The sequence below is a fragment of the Kitasatospora sp. NPDC048286 genome, from assembly GCF_043201735.1.
Lineage (GTDB): Bacteria > Actinomycetota > Actinomycetes > Streptomycetales > Streptomycetaceae > Kitasatospora.
Window position 1 is genome coordinate 386,699 of the sequence record NZ_JBICZE010000008.1, and the last position, 16,294, is coordinate 402,992.

Below are 16,294 nucleotides of genomic sequence, written 5' to 3' on the forward strand. Positions count from 1 at the left end.
CACCGGCGGTCGCGCGCCCCCCGGGCCGGCCCGCACCCCGAGGAGTGCGAGCCGGTGCCCGGTCAGGCTCCGGCGGCCGCCAGCCGGGCGGCGCGCCGGGCGGTGGCCTCGGCCGGGTCCAGCACCGGTACGGCGGCCAACAGCCCCTTGGTGTACGCGTGTTGGGGCGAGTCGTACACCGTGTCGGCGTCGCCCTGCTCCACGATCCGCCCGGCCCGCATCACCGCGACCCGGTCGCTGACCTGCCGGACCACGGCGAGGTCGTGGGCGATGAAGACCAGCGCGAGGCCGAGGTCGCGCTGCAACTCGCCCAGCAGCTCGACCACCTGGGCCTGCGTGGTGACGTCCAGTGCGGAGACCGGTTCGTCGCAGACGATCAGCCGCGGCCGGGGTGCGAGCGCCCGGGCGATGCCGACCCGCTGCCGCTGTCCGCCGGAGAACTCGTGCGGATAGCGGTGGTACCAGTCGGGGTCGAGCCCCACGCGTTCGAGGAGTTCGCCGACCCGGGCGCGGATGCGGCGCTCGTCGCGCTCTCCGGCGATGCGCAGCGGGTCGGCGACGGACTCCCCGATGCTGCGGCGCGGGTTGAGCGAGGAGACCGGGTCCTGGAAGACCATCTGCAGCTCGCGCCGCAGCGGGCGCAGTTCCTTCTCGCCGAGCGCGCCGATGTCGCGCCCCCGGTAGTGGAGTTGCCCGCCGGTCGGCTCCAGCAGCCGGACGAGCATCCGCCCGAGGGTGGTCTTCCCGGAGCCGGACTCGCCGACGATGCCCAGGGTCTCGCCGGCCCGTACGGTGAGCGAGACCCCGTCCACGGCGGTGACGGGGGCGGCGCGCCGGCTGAGGGTGCCGCGGGGGGCGAACTCCCGGCGCAGGTCGGTGGCTTCGAGCAGGACGTCGCCCCCGGCCGGCTCGCTCGGACGGCCCGTCGTCTCCGGGGCGCCGGGCGCGTCGACCCGGGGCACCGCGGACAGCAGCGCCCGGGTGTACGGCTCGCGCGGGGCGCCCAGCACCTCGGTGACGGGGCCGTGTTCCACCGCCCGGCCGTCCTTCATGACCAGCACGCGGTCGACGCTCCCGGCGACCACGCCCAGGTCGTGGGTGACCAGGACCAGTCCGGCGCCGGTCTCCGCGCGCAACTCGTGCAGCAGGTCGAGGATCTGGGCCTGGACGGTGACGTCCAGCGCGGTCGTCGGCTCGTCGGCGACCAGCAGCCGGGGCTCGCAGGCCAGGGCCATCGCGATCAGCACCCGCTGGCGCATGCCGCCGCTGAACTCGTGCGGACGCGACCGCGAGCGCCGCGCCGCGTCGGGGATGCCGACGCGGTCGAGCACCTCGACGGCCCGGGCCCTGGCCGCCCGGCGGGTGACGGGCCGGTGGACCCGTACGACCTCGGCGATCTGGTCGCCCACCGCGTAGTACGGGTCGAGCGCGGAGAGCGGGTCCTGGAACACCATGGCGGCCAGTCCGCCGCGCAGCCGCCGGAGTTCCGCGTCCTCGGCGGTGACGGCGTCGACGCCGGCGACCCGGACGGAGCCGCCGATCCGGGCGCCGGTCCCGCGGTGCAGGCCGAGCAGTCCGTAGGCGACGGTGCTCTTGCCGGAGCCGGACTCGCCGACGATGCCGAGCGCCTGCCCGGCCTCCAGGGTGAAGTCCACGCCGTCGACGGCGCGGACGTGGCCGTCGCCGACCGGGAAGTCGACGACCAGGTCCCGGACGTCGACGAGGGGTTCGGTGCTCACGTCAGGACCACCCTTCGGTCGGTCACCGCGTACAGCACGTCCGCGACGACATTGGCGAGGACCACGCAGAACCCGGTGACGAGGGTGAGTCCGACGACGGTCGGCAGGTCGATCAGGCCGACGGAGGTGACCAGCAGCTTGCCGAGCCCCGGGAGGCCGAAGAGCGACTCGGTCAGCACCGCTCCCCCGAACATCGTCCCGAGGTCGATGGCGGTGAGCGCGATCACCGGGGTGAGCGCGCCGCGCAGCGCGTGCCTGGTCACCAGGTGCCGTTCGCTGACGCCGTACGCCCGGAAGGTCCGGATGTGGTCGTCGGCGAGGGTCTCCAGCAGGGAGGAGCGGGTCAGCCGGGCGTACTTGGCGGACTCGATCAGGGCGAGCGTGATCCAGGGCAGCAGCAGGCCCCAGAACCACTGCTCCGGGTCCTCGGTGAGCGGCGCGTAGCTCGGGAACGGCAGCCACTGGAGCTGGGCGCACAGGACGATGAGCAGCACCAGGCCGAGGACGAAGACCGGGACGGAGTTGCCGGTCAGGGTCAGCGCGGTCAGCAGGCGCTCGCTGAGCCGGCCGCGGCGCAGCGCGGAGAGCAGCCCGGTGCCGACGCCGAGGAGCAGCCAGAGCACCATCGCGCCGAGTGCCAGCGAGGCCGTCACCGGGAGCCGGGCGGTGATCATGTCGGTGACCTGCTCGCCGCTGCGGTAGGAGACGCCGAGGCAGGGGGCCGGGCAGTGCAGCAGTCCGGTGCCGGCGCTGAAGTCGCGGCCGGCGACGATGCCCTGGAGGAAGTGGGCGTACTGGAGGTACACGGGGGCGTCCAGGCCGAGGCGTTCGCGCACCTGGGCGACCTGGGCGGGGCTGCACTTCTCGCCGCAGGCCAGCTGGGCCGGGTCGCCGGGGGCGATGTAGAACACCGCGTAGACGATCACGGAGAGGGCGAGCAGCACGCCGAGCATGCCGAGGGCCTTGCGGAGCAGGAAGCGGGTCATGCGGTGGCCTCCTCGGTGGCGTTCGACGGGCCGGGGCGGCCCGCGTTCGACGAACCGGCGCCGGAGGGCCCCGTGCCCGCCGAGGCCGTGCCGCCGCTCGACGCCCCGACCCGCAGCCGGGAGGCCGCCCGGGGGTCGAGTTCGGTGCGGACGGCGTCGCCGAGCACGGTGAAGGAGAGCACGGTGACGAACAGCAGCGCGGACGGGAGCAGCACGTACGTCGGGTCCGCGCGGAACCAGGTGGTGGCGCCGGAGAGCATCTGGCCCCAGGACGAGGTCGGCGGCTTGACGCCCACCCCGAGGAAGGACAGCCCGGACTCGGCGATCACGTTGCCCGGCAGCAGCACCGACGCGTAGGTGACGACCGGCGCGGCGAGCGAGGGCAGCAGTTCCCGGCGGGCGATCCGCCACCGGGTGGCGCCGGCCAGCCGGGCCGCGGCCACGTAGTCGAGCTGCCGGAGGGCGAGCGTCTGCGCCCGGACGATCCGCGAGGTGCCGGCCCAGCCCAGCAGCCCGATGACCAGGGTCAGCAGGAGCGGGCGGGGGAAGTCGGAGGGCACCACGGCCATCAGCGAGATGGCGAAGACCAGCGAGGGCAGCGCGAGCATCACCTCGGTGGTGTTGCCGATCAGCTGGTCGAGCACCCGGCTGCCGAGGCCCGCGGCGAGGCCGACCAGGACGCCGATGGCGACCTGGACGACGGTGGCGCCGAGGGCGACGAGCAGCGAGATCCGGGCGCCGTGGACGAGCCGGGCGAAGACGTCGCGCCCGGTGCCAGGTTCGACGCCCAGCCAGTGGTCGGCGCTGATGCCGCCGAAGGAGCCGGTGGGCACGCCGCCGGCCGCCGAGTCGAGCAGGTCGTTGTGGAAGCTGGTGGGGTCCTGCCCTTCGAGCGCGCTGAGCAGCGGTGCCGCCGCCGCGATCAGGACGAGCAGGACGATGACGAGGCCGGCGGCGAGGGCGGTGCGCCGCGCGAGCAGCCGCCGCCACACCTGCCGTCCCCCGGGGGCCGGGGAGACCGCGAGGGCCTCCCCGACGCTGGGTTCCTGTGGAGCCATGATGGTCCGTTCGATCCGTCCGTTCCGGCCGTTACTTGACCGCGACCTGGGAGATGTCCAGCACACCGGTCCAGTCGCTGATCACGATGTTGCGGACGTCCTTGCCGGACAGCCGCTTGTACACGGGGTGGTACAGCGGGACGGTCAGGGCCTGGTCGCCGATGCTCTTGTCCAGGGCGCCCCAGCGCTTGGCGGCCTCGGCATGGTCGGTGATCTTGTTGATCTGGTCGATCTCGTCGTTCACCGAGGGGTCGTTCAGCTGCGCGGTGTTGAAGTTGGAGCCGTCGGTGACGATCTGCCGACCGTCGAAGATCGGCGCCAGGAACGGGCCGCCGGACGGCCAGTCGGCGCCCCAGCCGGTGAGGAAGAGGCCGGGCTCGGTGCCGACGCCGTGGATCGTCTTGGAGTACCTGGTGGAGTCCAGGGGCTCCAGCTGGACGGTGATCCCGGCCGCCTTCAGCCCGTCCTGGACGGCGGTGGCCACGTCCGGGCCGTAGGCCTTGCCGGCTGCGGTGGAGTGGGTGAGCGTGATGGTCAGGCCGTCCGGGTAACCGGCCTCCTTCAGCAGCTCCTTGGCCTTCTCCGGGTTGCCGGTGGCGCCGGCCGGGAACGGGTCGTACGGCGTGTACCCGAAGGTCTCCTGGTTGGGCAGGAAGGTGGTGGCGGGCTCGGCGAGCGAGGAGCCGCCGACGGAGTTGACCACCGAGGTGCGGTTGATCGCGTAGGCGACGGCCTGCCGGACCTTGGGGTCGTCGAAGGGCTTGACCTTGGGGTTGAACGCCAGGTAGTTGACGAAGCCGAAGTGGCCGGTGCCGACCCGCGCGGCGAGGGCCTTGTCGTCCTTGACCTGGGCGAGTTCGGAGGGGCCGAGGTTGGTGTCGGTGGTGACGGCTGCCGCGTCGGCCCCGGTGCTCGCGGTGAGCCGCTGGTTGATCACCGCCGGGTCGAGCCCGGACTGCACGTCGACGGTGTCGGGGTACGCCTTGCGCTGGTCGTCCGTCGCCGCCGACCAGTTGGGGTTGCGCTTGAGGACGAGGTGCGTGCCGTCGTTCTCGTTCTTGACGACCTGGTAGGGGCCGGAGGAGACGGGGTGGTCCTGGTACTTGGTCCCGGTGTCCTTGGCCTTCGGGACGGGCGCGAACTGCGTCTGGGTGGCGAGGTAGGGGAAGTCGCCCTCGGGCTTGTTGAGGCGGAAGACGATGGTCTTCTCGTCCGGCGTCTCGATGGCGTCCAGGGTGCGGCCGTCCTTGTACGGGCCCTGGTAGTCGGCGGCGCCGACCAGCCAGTCCCTCAGGAACGGTGCGCCACCGGAGAGTTCGGGCGCGAATGACCTCTCGATGCCGTACTTGATGTCGGCGGTGGTGATCGGCGAGCCGTCCTCGAACTTCAGGCCGTCCTTGAGGTGGTACGTCCACACCGTGGCGCCCTCCGAGGGGGTGCCGGTGTCGGTGGCGAGGTCGGGGACGACCTTGGTGCCGGCCGCGCCGTCGACCCGGTTGCGGGTGGTGAGGGTGCGGAAGACCAGGGAGGGGACGTTGCCGCCGCCGGAGGTGTAGAGCCGTGCGGGGTCGAACTGCTCCTGCGGGAGCTGGTTGAGGACGGTGAGGGTGCCGCCCTGCTGCGGTGCGGCGTCCTTGCCGGTGCCACCACCGCCGTCGGCCTTCGGTCCGCACGCCGCCAGCCCGACGACGAGCGCGGCGGTGACGGTCGCCAGGGCGAGGCGGCGAGGGGTGAAGGTGGTTCGAGACATCGGAAAGGGAGCCTTTCGCTACCGATGGTGTACGGAGGAAGGCGGGCGACAGTGAGGCCTCGGGAAGATTGAGCGGCACCGCGCCCGCGGGAAGGGGCGACGCCCCGAAGCGCGGCGATCACCGCGAAGGCTTCGGGACAGGCGGATTCAGCGACAGAGATTGTCGGAAACGCAGTGCGCGGCCACGCCGATCAGCGCCAGCTCAATGGCGGCGCACTCGATCGGGTGACGGTCAGACATGCCGAGAAGACTGTATGACTTTAAGCGGAATGTCAAAACTCCGGATTCGGTCCCCCCTCCGAGGAACGACCGTCAGGGATTTCCGGGCGGGGGTGCCGCGGCTCGTTTCCCTGCCGCCGGAACCATCGGCGGACCGGACCCGGACGCTCAGCTGTGGTTGACGATGATGGAGATGCCCCAGCCGATCGCGGCGAGGACCACCGCGAAGCACACGGCGGCGACGGTGACGCCGAACGCCCCGGCCCTGGCGCGTGACGCCCCGGCCGCACCCCCGACCCCGCCCCCGACCGGCCCGACCGGGGGGTAGAGGGCGCGCACACCGACGGCGAACACCGCGGGCAGGCCGGCACCGGCGAGGAAGCCGACCACGACGATCTTCCAGACCGCGTTCAGATCGATCCAGGGGTTCACGAGGCCACCTCGTCCGTGCGGGCCGGCTCCTCGACGACGGGCTCGGGGACGACCGAGCCCGTCCAGGCGGCATTGACGTTCTCCGGCGTGACGGCCGGGTGGCGGGACGCGGCGTAGAAGGCGACCGAGGCCGCCACCAACACGATGAAGACGACCACCACGCCGGCGGCGCCGCCGATCCCGTTGGCGGCCCAGTAGGCCAGCGCCCCGACCAGCCCCGCGGCCGGGAGGGTGAGCACCCAGGCCACCACCATGCGGCGGGCAATGTTCCACCGCACGACCGCGCCGCTCCTGCCGACCCCCGATCCGAGGATCGACCCGGTGGCGACGTGGGTGGTGGAGAGCGAGTAGCCGAAGTCGGCGGAGCAGAGGATGACGGCGGCCGAGGCCGACTCGCTGGCCATCCCCTGCGGCGGTTCGATCTCCACCAGCCCCTTGCCCAGGGCCCTGATGACCCGCCAGCCGCCGATGTAGGTGCCCAGGGCGATGGCCGTGGCGCAGGAGGCGATCACCCAGTCCGGCGCCTTCGCCCCGGCGTTCAGCGTTCCGTTGGCGATCAGGGCCAGGGTGATGACGCCCATGGTCTTCTGCGCGTCGTTGGTGCCGTGGGCGAGCGAGACCATGCAGGCCGAACCGACCTGGCCGCCGCGGAAGCCGCGCGTCCGCGAGCCTTCGGCGACGCCGCGGGTCACGCGGTACACGAGGTAGGTGCCGAGCGCGGCGACCGACCCGGCGATGACCGGCGACAGCGCGGCCGGCACGATCACCTTGGAGACGAGGCCCTGCCACTTGACGGCGGACGCCCCGGCCGCCGCCATGGTCGCCCCGACCACGCCGCCGACCAGCGCGTGGGAGGAACTGGACGGGATCCCGACGTACCAGGTCGTCAGGTTCCACAGGATGCTGCCGGTCAGGCCCGCCACGACCACGGTCAGCGTCACGTCGGCGCTCTCCACCAGGCCGCTGGCGATCGTGGCGGCGACCGCGGTCGACAGGAACGCGCCCACCAGGTTCAGTACCGCCGAGATCCCGACCGCGACGCGCGGCGGGAGGGCTCCGGTGACGATCGAGGTCGCCATGGCGTTGCCGGTGTCGTGGAAGCCGTTGGTGAAGTCGAAACCCAGCGCGGTGACCACCACCAGCGCCAGAACTACGTCGTTGCCGGTCACGGGGACGAACCTAGCCCGCGCACCGCTACCGCCCCGCGCTCCCACCACCGGGGCGGACCGGGAACCGCGAGGCTCCATCCGATCGGCCCAGCACGCCGCGGAACCGGCGAGGAGCGCCCGTACGGTCCCGGCCGCCGGGGTCCGACCGGCACTCGGGCCGGCGCCCGGTCAGTAATTCGCTGTCGCTGATCAGTTCGATCCTGCTAGCGTCCCGGACGTGGCAAAGCTGAACCAGATCATCGCCGTCGAAAAGGGCGTCAAGTCCAAGTCCTTCCAGGAGCTGACCCAGGCCCACCAGGACCTGCAGAAGCCCGCGCTGCTGGCAGGGATCTCCCGCACCTACCAGCCCAAGGACGAGGAGGGCGAGCAGCTGCCGCCGGAGTCCACCCGCGTGCAGCTGAAGGCCGAGGACATCCTGCGCTCCACCGCGCAGACCCTCACCCGGCTCTTCGACGTGACGGCCACCAAGGACTGGGCCAACGTCGGTGCCTCCGCCGACGTGGTGGTGGACGGCCAGGTCCTCCTCGCGCGGGTGCCGGTGCCGTACCTGCTCTTCCTGGAGAAGCAGCTCACCGACCTGTTCACCTTCGTGAAGAAGCTCCCGGTGCTGGACGCCTCCGAGTCCTGGAACCTCGACCCGTCCACCGACTCCTGGAAGACCGAGCCGGTGCGCACCATCCGGACCAAGAAGGTGCCGCGCAACCACGTCAAGGCCGAGGCCACGGACAAGCACCCGGCCCAGGTCGAGGTCTACTACGAGGACGTCGCGGTCGGCTACTGGACCACGGTCAAGTTCTCCGGCGCGTTGCCGGCCCGCCGGGTGAACGAGCTGGCCGAGCGGGTGGAGAAGCTCCAGCAGGCGGTCAAGTTCGCCCGCGAGGAGGCCAACGCCGCCGAGGTCACCGACCAGCGGGTGGGTGACGCCGTCTTCGGCTACCTGTTCCGGTAGCCTCATGATCGCCCGTCCGGGGAGCCGGGCGGGTGCACCGAGCGCCGAGGCTCCTGTCCGGGAAACCGGGCGGGAGCGGCTGCGCGGTGCGAAAAGCTGACACTGATGTTGAAGCTGACCAGGGGTCACAGTGGAGGTTCGAGTCCTCCCCCCGGCACCACCGGCCGGGGTAGCCCAAGCAGGCAGAGGCAGACCCCGTGAATCTCAGACTCTCGCTCCAGTCTCAGCATTCGCCGCCGAACACCGGATCGACCGGGTGTGGACGACCATCGACGAATGCAGGTTCGAGTCCTGTCTGTGCCGCTCCGTGGCACGGTAGTTCAAAGGCAGAACGCGTCGATTTCAATCTGATCCGCGACCCTTCAACGTGCCGGTGTGCGCAATTGGGCGGCAACCAGGGGCCCGGGAGCAGGCTACGCTCCCGGGTCCTCTAGCGTTCCCGACGCGGTCCGACACGCCCTAGCACGCCCCGGCCCGCCGTCGGCGGCGCAGGGCCAGCCGGAGGGCCAGGCGGAGCCGGCCGGTGGTCGGGCGCCCGGCGAGGACGGCTTCGAAGCGGCGGTGGTCGCGGGCCGCGCGCAGCACCGCGACGTCGTGGGTACCGGGTGCGGGCGGAGCCGGCTCGTCGTGCTGGGCGGCCCGGTAGCTGTCGAAGAGGTGCTGGTGCAGTGCGTTCATGCGCCCACCGTGCACCCCGGCCGCCCCACAAGTCCCGTCGATTGACGACCCCCGTCAAATGACGGAACCGCTCCCCCGCCCGCCCCGGCTGCAGGGGCGCCAGGCACCATGGACGGGTGAGCGTGACCATTGACATCACCGGACTGCCGCACGAGCGGATCATCTTCTGCCCCTCGCCCCTGGCCGAGCTGAGCAACGCGCTGCACGCGCTCGCCGAGCCCGCCCACCACGCCCGGCTGCACGCGTGGACGACGACGACCTCCGCCGCGCTCACACCGGAACTGGCCGACCGGCTGTTCGAGGCCGACTTCATGTGGCGCTCGACCCGCTCCGACTTCCTGATGCCGCCCCAGCCCCGGGAGACCCTCGCCGAGGAGCTCGACGACCTCGACCGCATGGACGACGAGAAGTTCGTGGGCGCGGCCCTGGAGATCTCGTGCAGCACCAGCCACTACCCCAGGGGCCTGCCGTCGCCGCTGGTCGACGAGTGGTCGCGGCGCCGCGCACTCGACCTGGCGGCGGCCCGCGGCCCGCGCCAGGCGGCCTTCGTCGAACGGATGCTCGCCGATCCCACCGCCACCCGCGCCTGGATCCGGCGCCTCCTGGAGGACTGCGACCAGGCGTTCTTCGCCGACACCTGGCGCCGGGTCCGCGTCCAGCTCGCCGCCGACGCCCAGCACAAGACCGAGCTGCTGCGCCGCAAGGGCCTGGCGGAAGCGCTCACGGCTGCGTCACCCGCGATGAGCCTGGAGGAGGACGAGCACGGCAGCCGCATCGTCGTCGACAAACTGATCCACGGCCGCACCGACGCCCGGGGCACCGCCGTCACGCTGCTGCCGACCGTCTTCGGCTGGCCGCACCTCTTCACCCTCTACGGGGCGGGCTGGCAGCCGGTGATCCAGTACCCGGCCGCCGCCCACGAGGTCGGCGGCACCGAGTCCGTGGAGACGGTCAAGCTGCGCCTGGACGCGCTGACCCATCCCATGCGGATGAGCCTGTGCCGCAACCTCGCGCGCAGCGCGTACTCGACGAGCGAGCTGGCCGACGCGTACGGCATCACCGCGCCGGAGGTCTCCCGCCACCTCGCCGTCCTGAAGAAGGCCGGGCTGGTCATCACCCAGCGCCGGGGCCGCTACGTCCTCCACCAGCTCGACATCCCGGTCGTGACGCGGCTCGGCAGTGACTTCCTGGAGTCCGTGCTGCGGTAGGGAGGGCCGGGCGGCAGGCGGGGCGGTCGTTCCGGGAGAGGTCCGTCCGGAGAGATCCGTCCGGGAAACACGACAGAGGATGTCGGGTTTGGCCGGGACAGTGGGGTTCACCGGCCGACGTCGTGGTGGCGCCCGGCCGGACACCGCACAGACAAGGATCCTCATGCGCGAAACACCCGACGAGCTCCGCCGGCTCCAGGCCCTCCTCGACGCCTCGCTCTCCCGCTCCACGGCGCACCTGCGGTCGATCGTCACCAGCGAGAACACGCTCACCGCCGAGCAGCTCACGCGCGTGCTCACCGGCATGTGCACGCTGGCGCTGTCCACCGTGACGGCGAAGGGCGAGCCGCGGATCAGCGGCGCGGACGGGCACTTCCTGCACGGGAGGTGGCACTTCGGCACCGCGCGCACCGCCGCCAAGGCCCGGCACCTCGCCGCCCGGCCCGCCGTCAGCGCCGCGCACATGCGCGGGGAGGACCTGGGCGTGTTCACCCACGGCACCGTGGAGGTCCTCAACCCCCACGACGGCGAGCCGGCCGCCGACTGGCCGGACCTGCTCGCGTACTTCCGGGACTTCTACGGCGCCGACGCCTTCGACTGGGACAACGACGTGGTCTACTACCGGCTGCACCCGCAGTGGATGACCGCGTTCGCCTTCGACCTCGCCAAGGTCGACCCCCTCCCGGACGCCTCGCGGGACGCCCGGCACTGACGTCCGAGGCACCGCCGCGACCGGAGAGAATGGTGGCGACGTCACACCGGACCGGTGTACGTGACGACGACGGACGGAGGAGGGAGCGACGTGCGGGCGAGCCGGGCCATCGCGCTGCTGCTGCTCCTGCAGTCCCGGCGGACGATGACCGCCGCGGAACTCGCCGCCGAACTGGAGGTCTCCGAGCGCACCGTCCAGCGGGACGTCGCCGCCCTGGCCGAGGCCGGCATCGCGGTGTACGCGGAACGCGGCCGCGGCGGGGGCTACCGGCTCGTCGACGGCTACCGCACCCGCCTCACCGGCCTCGACCGGGCCGAGGCCGAGGTCCTGCACCTGGCCGGGCTGCCGGGCCCGCTGCGCGACATGGGCCTGGCCGGGCAGGCCCTCGCCGCACGCCTGAAGGTCGCCGCCGCCCTGGGCGACGCCCCCGCCGCCGCCACCCGGCGCTTCCACCTCGACGCACCGGCCTGGTTCCGCGACGCCGGGACCCCGCCGCTCCTCGCCGAGGTGTCGCGCGCCGTGTGGGAGGACCGCGTCCTCCACGCCCGCTACGCGGCGCGCGGCGGCACCCGGGAGCGCCGGCTGGACCCGTACGGCCTGGTCCTGAAGGCCGGGCAGTGGTACCTCGTGGCGCGCGGCCCGTCCGGCCGGTTCGGCTCGTACCGGGTCGACCGCTTCGAGACCGCCGAGGCCGGCGACGAGCGGTTCGAGCGCGACCCCGAGTTCGACCTCGCCGACCACTGGGCCGCGGCGGCACGGGAGTTCACCCGCGCCATGCTGCGCGAGCGGGCGGTGGTGCGCCTGAGCCCGCTCGCCGTCGAGAACCTCGCCGTCCTGCTGGAACCCACCGCCGCCTCCGACGCCCTCGCCACCGCGGGCCCCCCGGACGCCGACGGCTGGGTCACCGTGACCCTGCCGATCGAGTCCTGGGAGATCGGCTACTTCGAACTCCTCCGCCTCGGCCCGGAAGCCGAGGTCCTCCACCCACCCGAACTCCGCGCCCGCCTCACCGAAGCGACCCGCCGCGCCGCCACCCTCTACACCTGACAGCGGGGCCGAAAGGTCACACGACGTGCCAGGCCGGGTCCTCGCGTGGTCCGGCGCCGAGGACGAGCAGCGCCTCCGCCGTGGCCGGCTCGCCCGGCTGCCGCGCGGACCTGCCGTAGGCACTCGCCGCGCGGCCGAGCGCGAGGAGCGCCTCCGCGCTCGCCGGCGCCGCCCGGCCACCGCGGAGGCGGTCGGCCGCCAGCCGGGCGAGCCGGGCGATCGTCTCGCAGGCGCGGATCGACATGGTGCGCAGGAACTCCGCCACGCGCCGGTCGCGGAGGAGCCTGCCCGCCGCCTCGCCGGCCCGCGCGACGAGCGTCTGCCAGATCCGGGAGACCGCGTCACGCACCGCACGGAGCTGTTGCCACTCGGGGACACCGCGCAGGGCGAGGTCGTCCCGGTCGGCCTCGCGGAGCGCGGCGTTCACGGCCACCGCCGCGCCCCGAGCGCCCGAGTGCCCCGTCGGGCCGGCCGCCACCGCTTCCGACGCGTCGGGGAGCCCGGCGACGTGCTGCCACCGGGCCTGGAGCGCCTCCACGTCGGCCTCCAGAACGGCCCGCAGGTCGTCGCAGGCGTCGAGCTCCTCGGGCGCGACCTCCTCCCAGGCCTCGGCCACCTCACACAGCTGCGCCCTGAGGTCCGGTAGGTCCATGCCTTCCGCCGCCGACCGGCCCGTCGGCCGATCGATGATCAACTCACCACCCCACAGGAGAAGTTCGTCCACGGCCGCCGCTCCGACAACGACGCCCTCCCAGTCCGGTGAATTCAGTGGGCTCATACTCCGACTTCCGTACGACGAAGGGACACGGCCGCCTCCCTGCCGCCACGCAGGACGGAGCGTCCGACGCGGACAACTCTCCCGAGGCGCTGAACGCACCTGGTGTAACACCTCTGTTCACCCCTGTCGACCGCCGCAACCCCGCTGTCAACCACTGCCCGGCCAAACCGCCCGCGAGAGTGCGCTGAACGGCGATGCCTCCGGGCTGGCGATGCCTTCGGGCTGGCGGCGGGGTAGGGATGGCGGCGGGGCGGATCCGTCCCCTCGCCCGGCGCCCGTGAGGAAACCGATGTCCGCACCCTTCCAGCACCGCCGGTTCGCCGTCGACGACGACGGCAACGACCTGGGGTACCTGCTGTCGCTGCCGGACGGCTACCAGGACGGGCCCGAGCCGTGGCCCCTGCTGCTCTTCCTGCACGGCGCGCTGGAGCGCGGCGAGGACCTGACGCTCCTGACCGCGCACGGGCCGGTGCGGCAGATCGCCGAGGGGGCGCGGCTGCCGTTCGTGGTGGTGGCCCCGCAGTGCCCGTCGCACAGTTCCTGGGTGGCGGAGCTGAGCGCCCTGGCCGGCCTGGTGGCGGAGGTGGAACGGGAGGTCCGGGTCGATCCGGACCGGCGGTACGTGACCGGCCTCAGCATGGGCGGCACCGGTTCCTGGGCGCTCGCCGCCCGCTACCCGCACCGGTTCGCCGCCGCCGTACCGGTCTGCGGCTCCTGGCTGCGGGAGTCCGCACCGCGGCTCACGACCGTACCGGTGTGGACCTTCCACGGCGACGAGGACGAGGTCATCCCGGTCGCCCACACCGAACGGCTGGTCGACGCACTGCGGGAGCTGGGCGGCCCGGTGCGGTTCACCCGCTACCCGGGGGTCGGCCACGACTCCTGGACGCGGACGTACGACGATCCCGAGGTCTACGGCTGGCTGCTCGCCCAGTCCCGCGGCCGCGGCGCCGTCCCGGCGGAACGGCCCGTGTGACCGCCCTGACGGACGCGCCGCGCCGAACCGTCAGCAGATCCGCGGCAGCTGCTCACCCATCGGCAGGTCGACCACCCGGGTGCCGCCGAAACCGGTCCGGGCGACGACCATCCCCGGGTGCTCCTCGACGCACTCGCCGATCACCACCGCCTCCGCGCCGAGCGGGTGGGCGCGCATGGCGGCGAGCACGGCGTCCGCCGAACCGCGCGGGACGAAGGCGACGAGCCTGCCCTCGTTGGCGATGTACATCGGGTCCAGGCCCAGCACCGCGCAGGCGTTGGCCACCGGCTCCGGAACGGGGACGTCGCGTTCGCCGATCACGACGCCGACCCCGGCGGCGACCGCGATCTCGTTGAGCGCCGCCGCCAGGCCGCCCCGGGTGGGGTCGCGCAGCACGTGCAGGTCGGCGGTGGCCACGAGCATCGCCTCGACCAGGCCGCCGAGCGCCGCACTGTCGCTGCGCACCTCGACGCCGAACTCCAGCCCCTCCCGGACGCTCATGATCGCCACGCCGTGCAGCCCGATCGGCCCGCTGACGATCACCACGTCACCGGGCCGGGCGCGCTGCGGCCGGATGTCGACCCCGGCCGGAACGAGCCCGATCCCGGCGGTGTTCAGGTAGACGCCGTCCCCGTGCCCGGCCTCGACCACCTTGGTGTCCCCGGTGGCGACCTCCACCCTGGCGGTACGGGCGGCGGCGCCGAGCGCCCGGGCGACCCGGTCCACCACGGCCATCTCCACCCCCTCCTCCAGGATGAAGCCGCAGGACAGGTAGGCCGCCCTGGCCCCGCTCATGGCGAGGTCGTTGACCGTGCCGTTGACGGCGAGGTCGCCGATGCAGCCGCCGGGGAAGAACAGCGGCCGCACCACGTAGGAGTCGGTGGAGAAGGCGAGCCGGGCGCCGCCCAGCTCCAGCACGGCGGAGTCGCCGAGTCCGGCGAGCACCGGGCCGCCGAAGGCCGGCGCGAAGAGGTTCTGCACCAGCTCGGCGGACAGCACCCCGCCGCCGCCGTGGCCCATCACCACCCGGGGGTGGTCGCGCAGCGGCAGCGGGCAGCTCCAGCCGGAGAAGTCCGGCCGCTCGGTGGGAAGTTCACCGGGAAGCCCGACAGGCAGTTCGCCGAGCAGTTCGGTGCGCAGTTCGATGTCAGCCAACGCGACCCGCCTCCTGGGGCTGCTGGGCCTCCCGGCCCCGGACGGACGTGTCCGGCACGCCCAGCCGCCGGTACAGGTAGTACGCCGCGCACGCCCCCTCGCTGGACACCATCGTGGCGCCGAGCGGTGTGCGCGGGGTGCAGACGGTGCCGAAGGCCTCGCACTGGTGGGGCTTCAGCAGCCCCTGCAGCACCTCGCCGCTGCGGCACGCCGCGGGTTCGCGGGTGGTGATCCCCGCGACGTCGAAGCGGTGCTCGGCGTCGTGGTCCCGGTAGCGGGGCGAGAGCCGCCAGCCGCTGAGCGGGATCACCCCGATGCCCCGCCAGGAGCGGTCGGCCACCTCGAACACGTCCTCCAGCATGGCGCGGGCCGCCGGGTTGCCCTCGGGGCGGACGGCCCTGGGGTAGGCGTTGTCGACGGTGTGCTCCCCGCGTTCCAGCTGCCGTACGGTCCGCCGGATGCCCTCCAGGATGTCCAGCGGTTCGAAGCCCGTGACGACGATCGGCACCCGGTGGCGCTCGGCCAGCGCCGGGTACTCGGCGGTGCCCATCACGCTGCAGACGTGCCCGGCGGCGAGGAAGCCCTGGACCCGGCAGTCCGGCGAGTCCATGATCGCGTCGATCGCGGGGGGCACCCGGACGTGGGAGACCAGCATGCTGAAGTTGCGCAGCCCCTGCTTCCTGGCCAGGTGGACGGCCATGGCGTTCGGCGGGGCGGTGGTCTCGAAGCCGATGCCGAAGAAGACCACCTCCTTGTCCGGGTTCTCCCGGGCGATCCGCAGCGCGTCGAGCGGCGAGTACACCACCCGCACGTCGCCGCCCTCGCCGCGGACCCGGAACAGGTCCCGGTCGGTGCCGGGCACCCGCAGCATGTCCCCGAAGGAGCAGAAGACCACCCCGGGCCGGGCGGCGATCGCCAGCGCGCGGTCGATCACCTCCAGTGGGGTGACGCACACCGGGCAGCCCGGGCCATGGATCAACTCGACCTCGTCCGGCAGGAGTTGGTCGATGGCGTGGCGGATGATGCTGTGCGTCTGGCCGCCGCAGACCTCCATCAGCGCCCACGGCCTGGTGACCGTCGCCCTGATGTCGGCGAGCAGCCCGGCCGCCAGCTCGGGGTTGCGGAACTCCTCCAGGTACTTCACCGTCCGGCCTCCTCAGCCTCTCCCGCCGCGCTGGCGGCTTCCCACGGGTCGCCGAACTCCTCCTGCAACAGCCCGAGTTCCTCGAAGAGGGCGAGGGTGCGCCGGGCCGACTCCTCGTCCAGGCGCTGCAGCGCGAATCCCACGTGGACGATCGCGTACTCCCCCACCGCCAGGTCGGGCAGGTACTCCAGGCAGACGTCCTTGACCACGCCACCGAAGTCCATCACCGCCATCCTGGTCCCGTCCCGCTCCCCGATCTCCGTCACCCTGCCGGGCACCGCCAGGCACATCCGC

General features: G+C 73.0%; 17 protein-coding genes. 5 read left to right on the plus strand and 12 right to left on the minus strand.

From position 1 onward, the window contains the following. Positions 1 to 62 precede the first annotated feature (62 nt). The 7 genes from ACGF13_RS21735 to ACGF13_RS21765 form a co-directional block, all read right to left on the minus strand. Positions 63 to 1,739 (minus strand): ABC transporter ATP-binding protein, encoded by a 1,677-nt coding sequence (locus ACGF13_RS21735; RefSeq protein ID WP_392877473.1) that lies wholly within the window; start codon positions 1,737 to 1,739, stop codon positions 63 to 65. Next, complete coding sequence (locus tag ACGF13_RS21740) at positions 1,736 to 2,725, minus strand: ABC transporter permease (RefSeq protein ID WP_392877475.1); 990 nt, start codon at positions 2,723 to 2,725, stop codon at positions 1,736 to 1,738. Before ACGF13_RS21740 ends, ACGF13_RS21735 begins: the two co-directional genes overlap by 4 nt. Beyond that, on the minus strand, positions 2,722 to 3,783 hold the full coding sequence (locus ACGF13_RS21745) for an ABC transporter permease (protein ID WP_392877477.1): 1,062 nt from the start codon (positions 3,781 to 3,783) through the stop codon (positions 2,722 to 2,724). Before ACGF13_RS21745 ends, ACGF13_RS21740 begins: the two co-directional genes overlap by 4 nt. 31 nt (positions 3,784 to 3,814) lie before the next feature. Beyond that, the gene (locus ACGF13_RS21750) at positions 3,815 to 5,533 is read right to left on the minus strand and encodes an ABC transporter substrate-binding protein (RefSeq protein WP_392877479.1); all 1,719 of its coding nucleotides are present in this window, start codon (positions 5,531 to 5,533) and stop codon (positions 3,815 to 3,817) included. A 147-nt stretch (positions 5,534 to 5,680) separates the two neighbouring features. Next, entirely contained in the window at positions 5,681 to 5,773 is a 93-nt protein-coding gene (locus ACGF13_RS21755) for an Ms4533A family Cys-rich leader peptide (protein ID WP_317620150.1), read from the minus strand. 147 nt (positions 5,774 to 5,920) lie between these two features. Beyond that, positions 5,921 to 6,184: a hypothetical protein gene (locus ACGF13_RS21760; RefSeq protein WP_392877481.1), complete on the minus strand. Its 264-nt coding sequence runs from the start codon at positions 6,182 to 6,184 to the stop codon at positions 5,921 to 5,923. Next, positions 6,181 to 7,353 carry an anion permease gene (locus ACGF13_RS21765; RefSeq protein ID WP_392877483.1) on the minus strand — a complete coding sequence of 391 codons (1,173 nt, stop codon included), beginning with the start codon at positions 7,351 to 7,353 and terminating at the stop codon, positions 6,181 to 6,183. Before ACGF13_RS21765 ends, ACGF13_RS21760 begins: the two co-directional genes overlap by 4 nt. Positions 7,354 to 7,570: 217 nt before the next feature. Between ACGF13_RS21765 and ACGF13_RS21770 the strand changes: the two genes are divergently transcribed. Beyond that, complete coding sequence (locus tag ACGF13_RS21770; RefSeq protein ID WP_392877485.1) at positions 7,571 to 8,302, plus strand: hypothetical protein; 732 nt, start codon at positions 7,571 to 7,573, stop codon at positions 8,300 to 8,302. Between the two features lie 459 nt (positions 8,303 to 8,761). Here ACGF13_RS21770 and ACGF13_RS21775 read toward each other — a convergent pair whose 3' ends face one another. After that, complete coding sequence (locus ACGF13_RS21775) at positions 8,762 to 8,980, minus strand: hypothetical protein (RefSeq protein WP_392877486.1); 219 nt, start codon at positions 8,978 to 8,980, stop codon at positions 8,762 to 8,764. Positions 8,981 to 9,096: 116 nt separating this feature from the next. Here ACGF13_RS21775 and ACGF13_RS21780 point away from each other — a divergent pair, with 116 nt between their 5' ends. From ACGF13_RS21780 to ACGF13_RS21790, 3 genes are all read left to right on the plus strand, one after another. Next, the gene (locus ACGF13_RS21780; RefSeq protein ID WP_392877488.1) at positions 9,097 to 10,188 is read left to right on the plus strand and encodes a DUF5937 family protein; all 1,092 of its coding nucleotides are present in this window, start codon (positions 9,097 to 9,099) and stop codon (positions 10,186 to 10,188) included. A 163-nt stretch (positions 10,189 to 10,351) separates the two neighbouring features. After that, a complete protein-coding gene (locus ACGF13_RS21785) occupies positions 10,352 to 10,900 on the plus strand; it encodes a pyridoxamine 5'-phosphate oxidase family protein (protein ID WP_392877490.1) in 549 nt (182 codons plus the stop codon). Between the two features lie 90 nt (positions 10,901 to 10,990). Next, positions 10,991 to 11,947, plus strand: a complete 957-nt coding sequence (locus ACGF13_RS21790; RefSeq protein WP_392877492.1) for a helix-turn-helix transcriptional regulator — start codon at positions 10,991 to 10,993, stop codon at positions 11,945 to 11,947. 16 nt (positions 11,948 to 11,963) lie between these two features. Here ACGF13_RS21790 and ACGF13_RS21795 read toward each other — a convergent pair whose 3' ends face one another. Then, positions 11,964 to 12,599, minus strand: a complete 636-nt coding sequence (locus tag ACGF13_RS21795; RefSeq protein ID WP_392877494.1) for a hypothetical protein — start codon at positions 12,597 to 12,599, stop codon at positions 11,964 to 11,966. 415 nt (positions 12,600 to 13,014) lie between these two features. On the opposite strand from ACGF13_RS21795, the gene ACGF13_RS21800 reads away from it, so the two are divergent. After that, complete coding sequence (locus ACGF13_RS21800) at positions 13,015 to 13,701, plus strand: prolyl oligopeptidase family serine peptidase (RefSeq protein ID WP_392877495.1); 687 nt, start codon at positions 13,015 to 13,017, stop codon at positions 13,699 to 13,701. A 30-nt stretch (positions 13,702 to 13,731) separates the two neighbouring features. Here the strand turns inward: ACGF13_RS21800 and hypE are convergent, their stop codons facing one another. Genes hypE through ACGF13_RS21815 form a run of 3 tightly spaced genes read right to left on the minus strand, consistent with a single transcriptional unit; the run spans position 13,732 to position 16,290 of the window. Continuing rightward, on the minus strand, positions 13,732 to 14,817 hold the full coding sequence (hypE, locus tag ACGF13_RS21805; protein ID WP_392877608.1) for a hydrogenase expression/formation protein HypE: 1,086 nt from the start codon (positions 14,815 to 14,817) through the stop codon (positions 13,732 to 13,734). Positions 14,818 to 14,848: 31 nt separating this feature from the next. Continuing rightward, on the minus strand, positions 14,849 to 16,000 hold the full coding sequence (gene hypD, locus ACGF13_RS21810; RefSeq protein ID WP_392877497.1) for a hydrogenase formation protein HypD: 1,152 nt from the start codon (positions 15,998 to 16,000) through the stop codon (positions 14,849 to 14,851). Further along, complete coding sequence (locus ACGF13_RS21815; RefSeq protein WP_392877499.1) at positions 15,997 to 16,290, minus strand: HypC/HybG/HupF family hydrogenase formation chaperone; 294 nt, start codon at positions 16,288 to 16,290, stop codon at positions 15,997 to 15,999. The genes hypD and ACGF13_RS21815 overlap by 4 nt, the downstream gene beginning before the upstream one ends. Positions 16,291 to 16,294 lie beyond the last annotated feature (4 nt).

What these genes read in the sequence shown, in the direction of transcription:
- ACGF13_RS21740 (WP_392877475.1), bottom strand. Translation starts at nt 2,725, where the DNA reads ATGACCCGCTTCCTGCTCCGCAAGGCCCTCGGCATGCTCGGCGTGCTG.
- ACGF13_RS21745 (WP_392877477.1), bottom strand. Translation starts at nt 3,783, where the DNA reads ATGGCTCCACAGGAACCCAGCGTCGGGGAGGCCCTCGCGGTCTCCCCG.
- ACGF13_RS21750 (WP_392877479.1), bottom strand. Translation starts at nt 5,533, where the DNA reads ATGTCTCGAACCACCTTCACCCCTCGCCGCCTCGCCCTGGCGACCGTC.
- ACGF13_RS21755 (WP_317620150.1), bottom strand. Translation starts at nt 5,773, where the DNA reads ATGTCTGACCGTCACCCGATCGAGTGCGCCGCCATTGAGCTGGCGCTG.
- ACGF13_RS21775 (WP_392877486.1), bottom strand. Translation starts at nt 8,980, where the DNA reads ATGAACGCACTGCACCAGCACCTCTTCGACAGCTACCGGGCCGCCCAG.
- ACGF13_RS21785 (WP_392877490.1), top strand. Translation starts at nt 10,352, where the DNA reads ATGCGCGAAACACCCGACGAGCTCCGCCGGCTCCAGGCCCTCCTCGAC.
- ACGF13_RS21795 (WP_392877494.1), bottom strand. Translation starts at nt 12,599, where the DNA reads ATGGACCTACCGGACCTCAGGGCGCAGCTGTGTGAGGTGGCCGAGGCC.
- ACGF13_RS21800 (WP_392877495.1), top strand. Translation starts at nt 13,015, where the DNA reads ATGTCCGCACCCTTCCAGCACCGCCGGTTCGCCGTCGACGACGACGGC.
- ACGF13_RS21815 (WP_392877499.1), bottom strand. Translation starts at nt 16,290, where the DNA reads ATGTGCCTGGCGGTGCCCGGCAGGGTGACGGAGATCGGGGAGCGGGAC.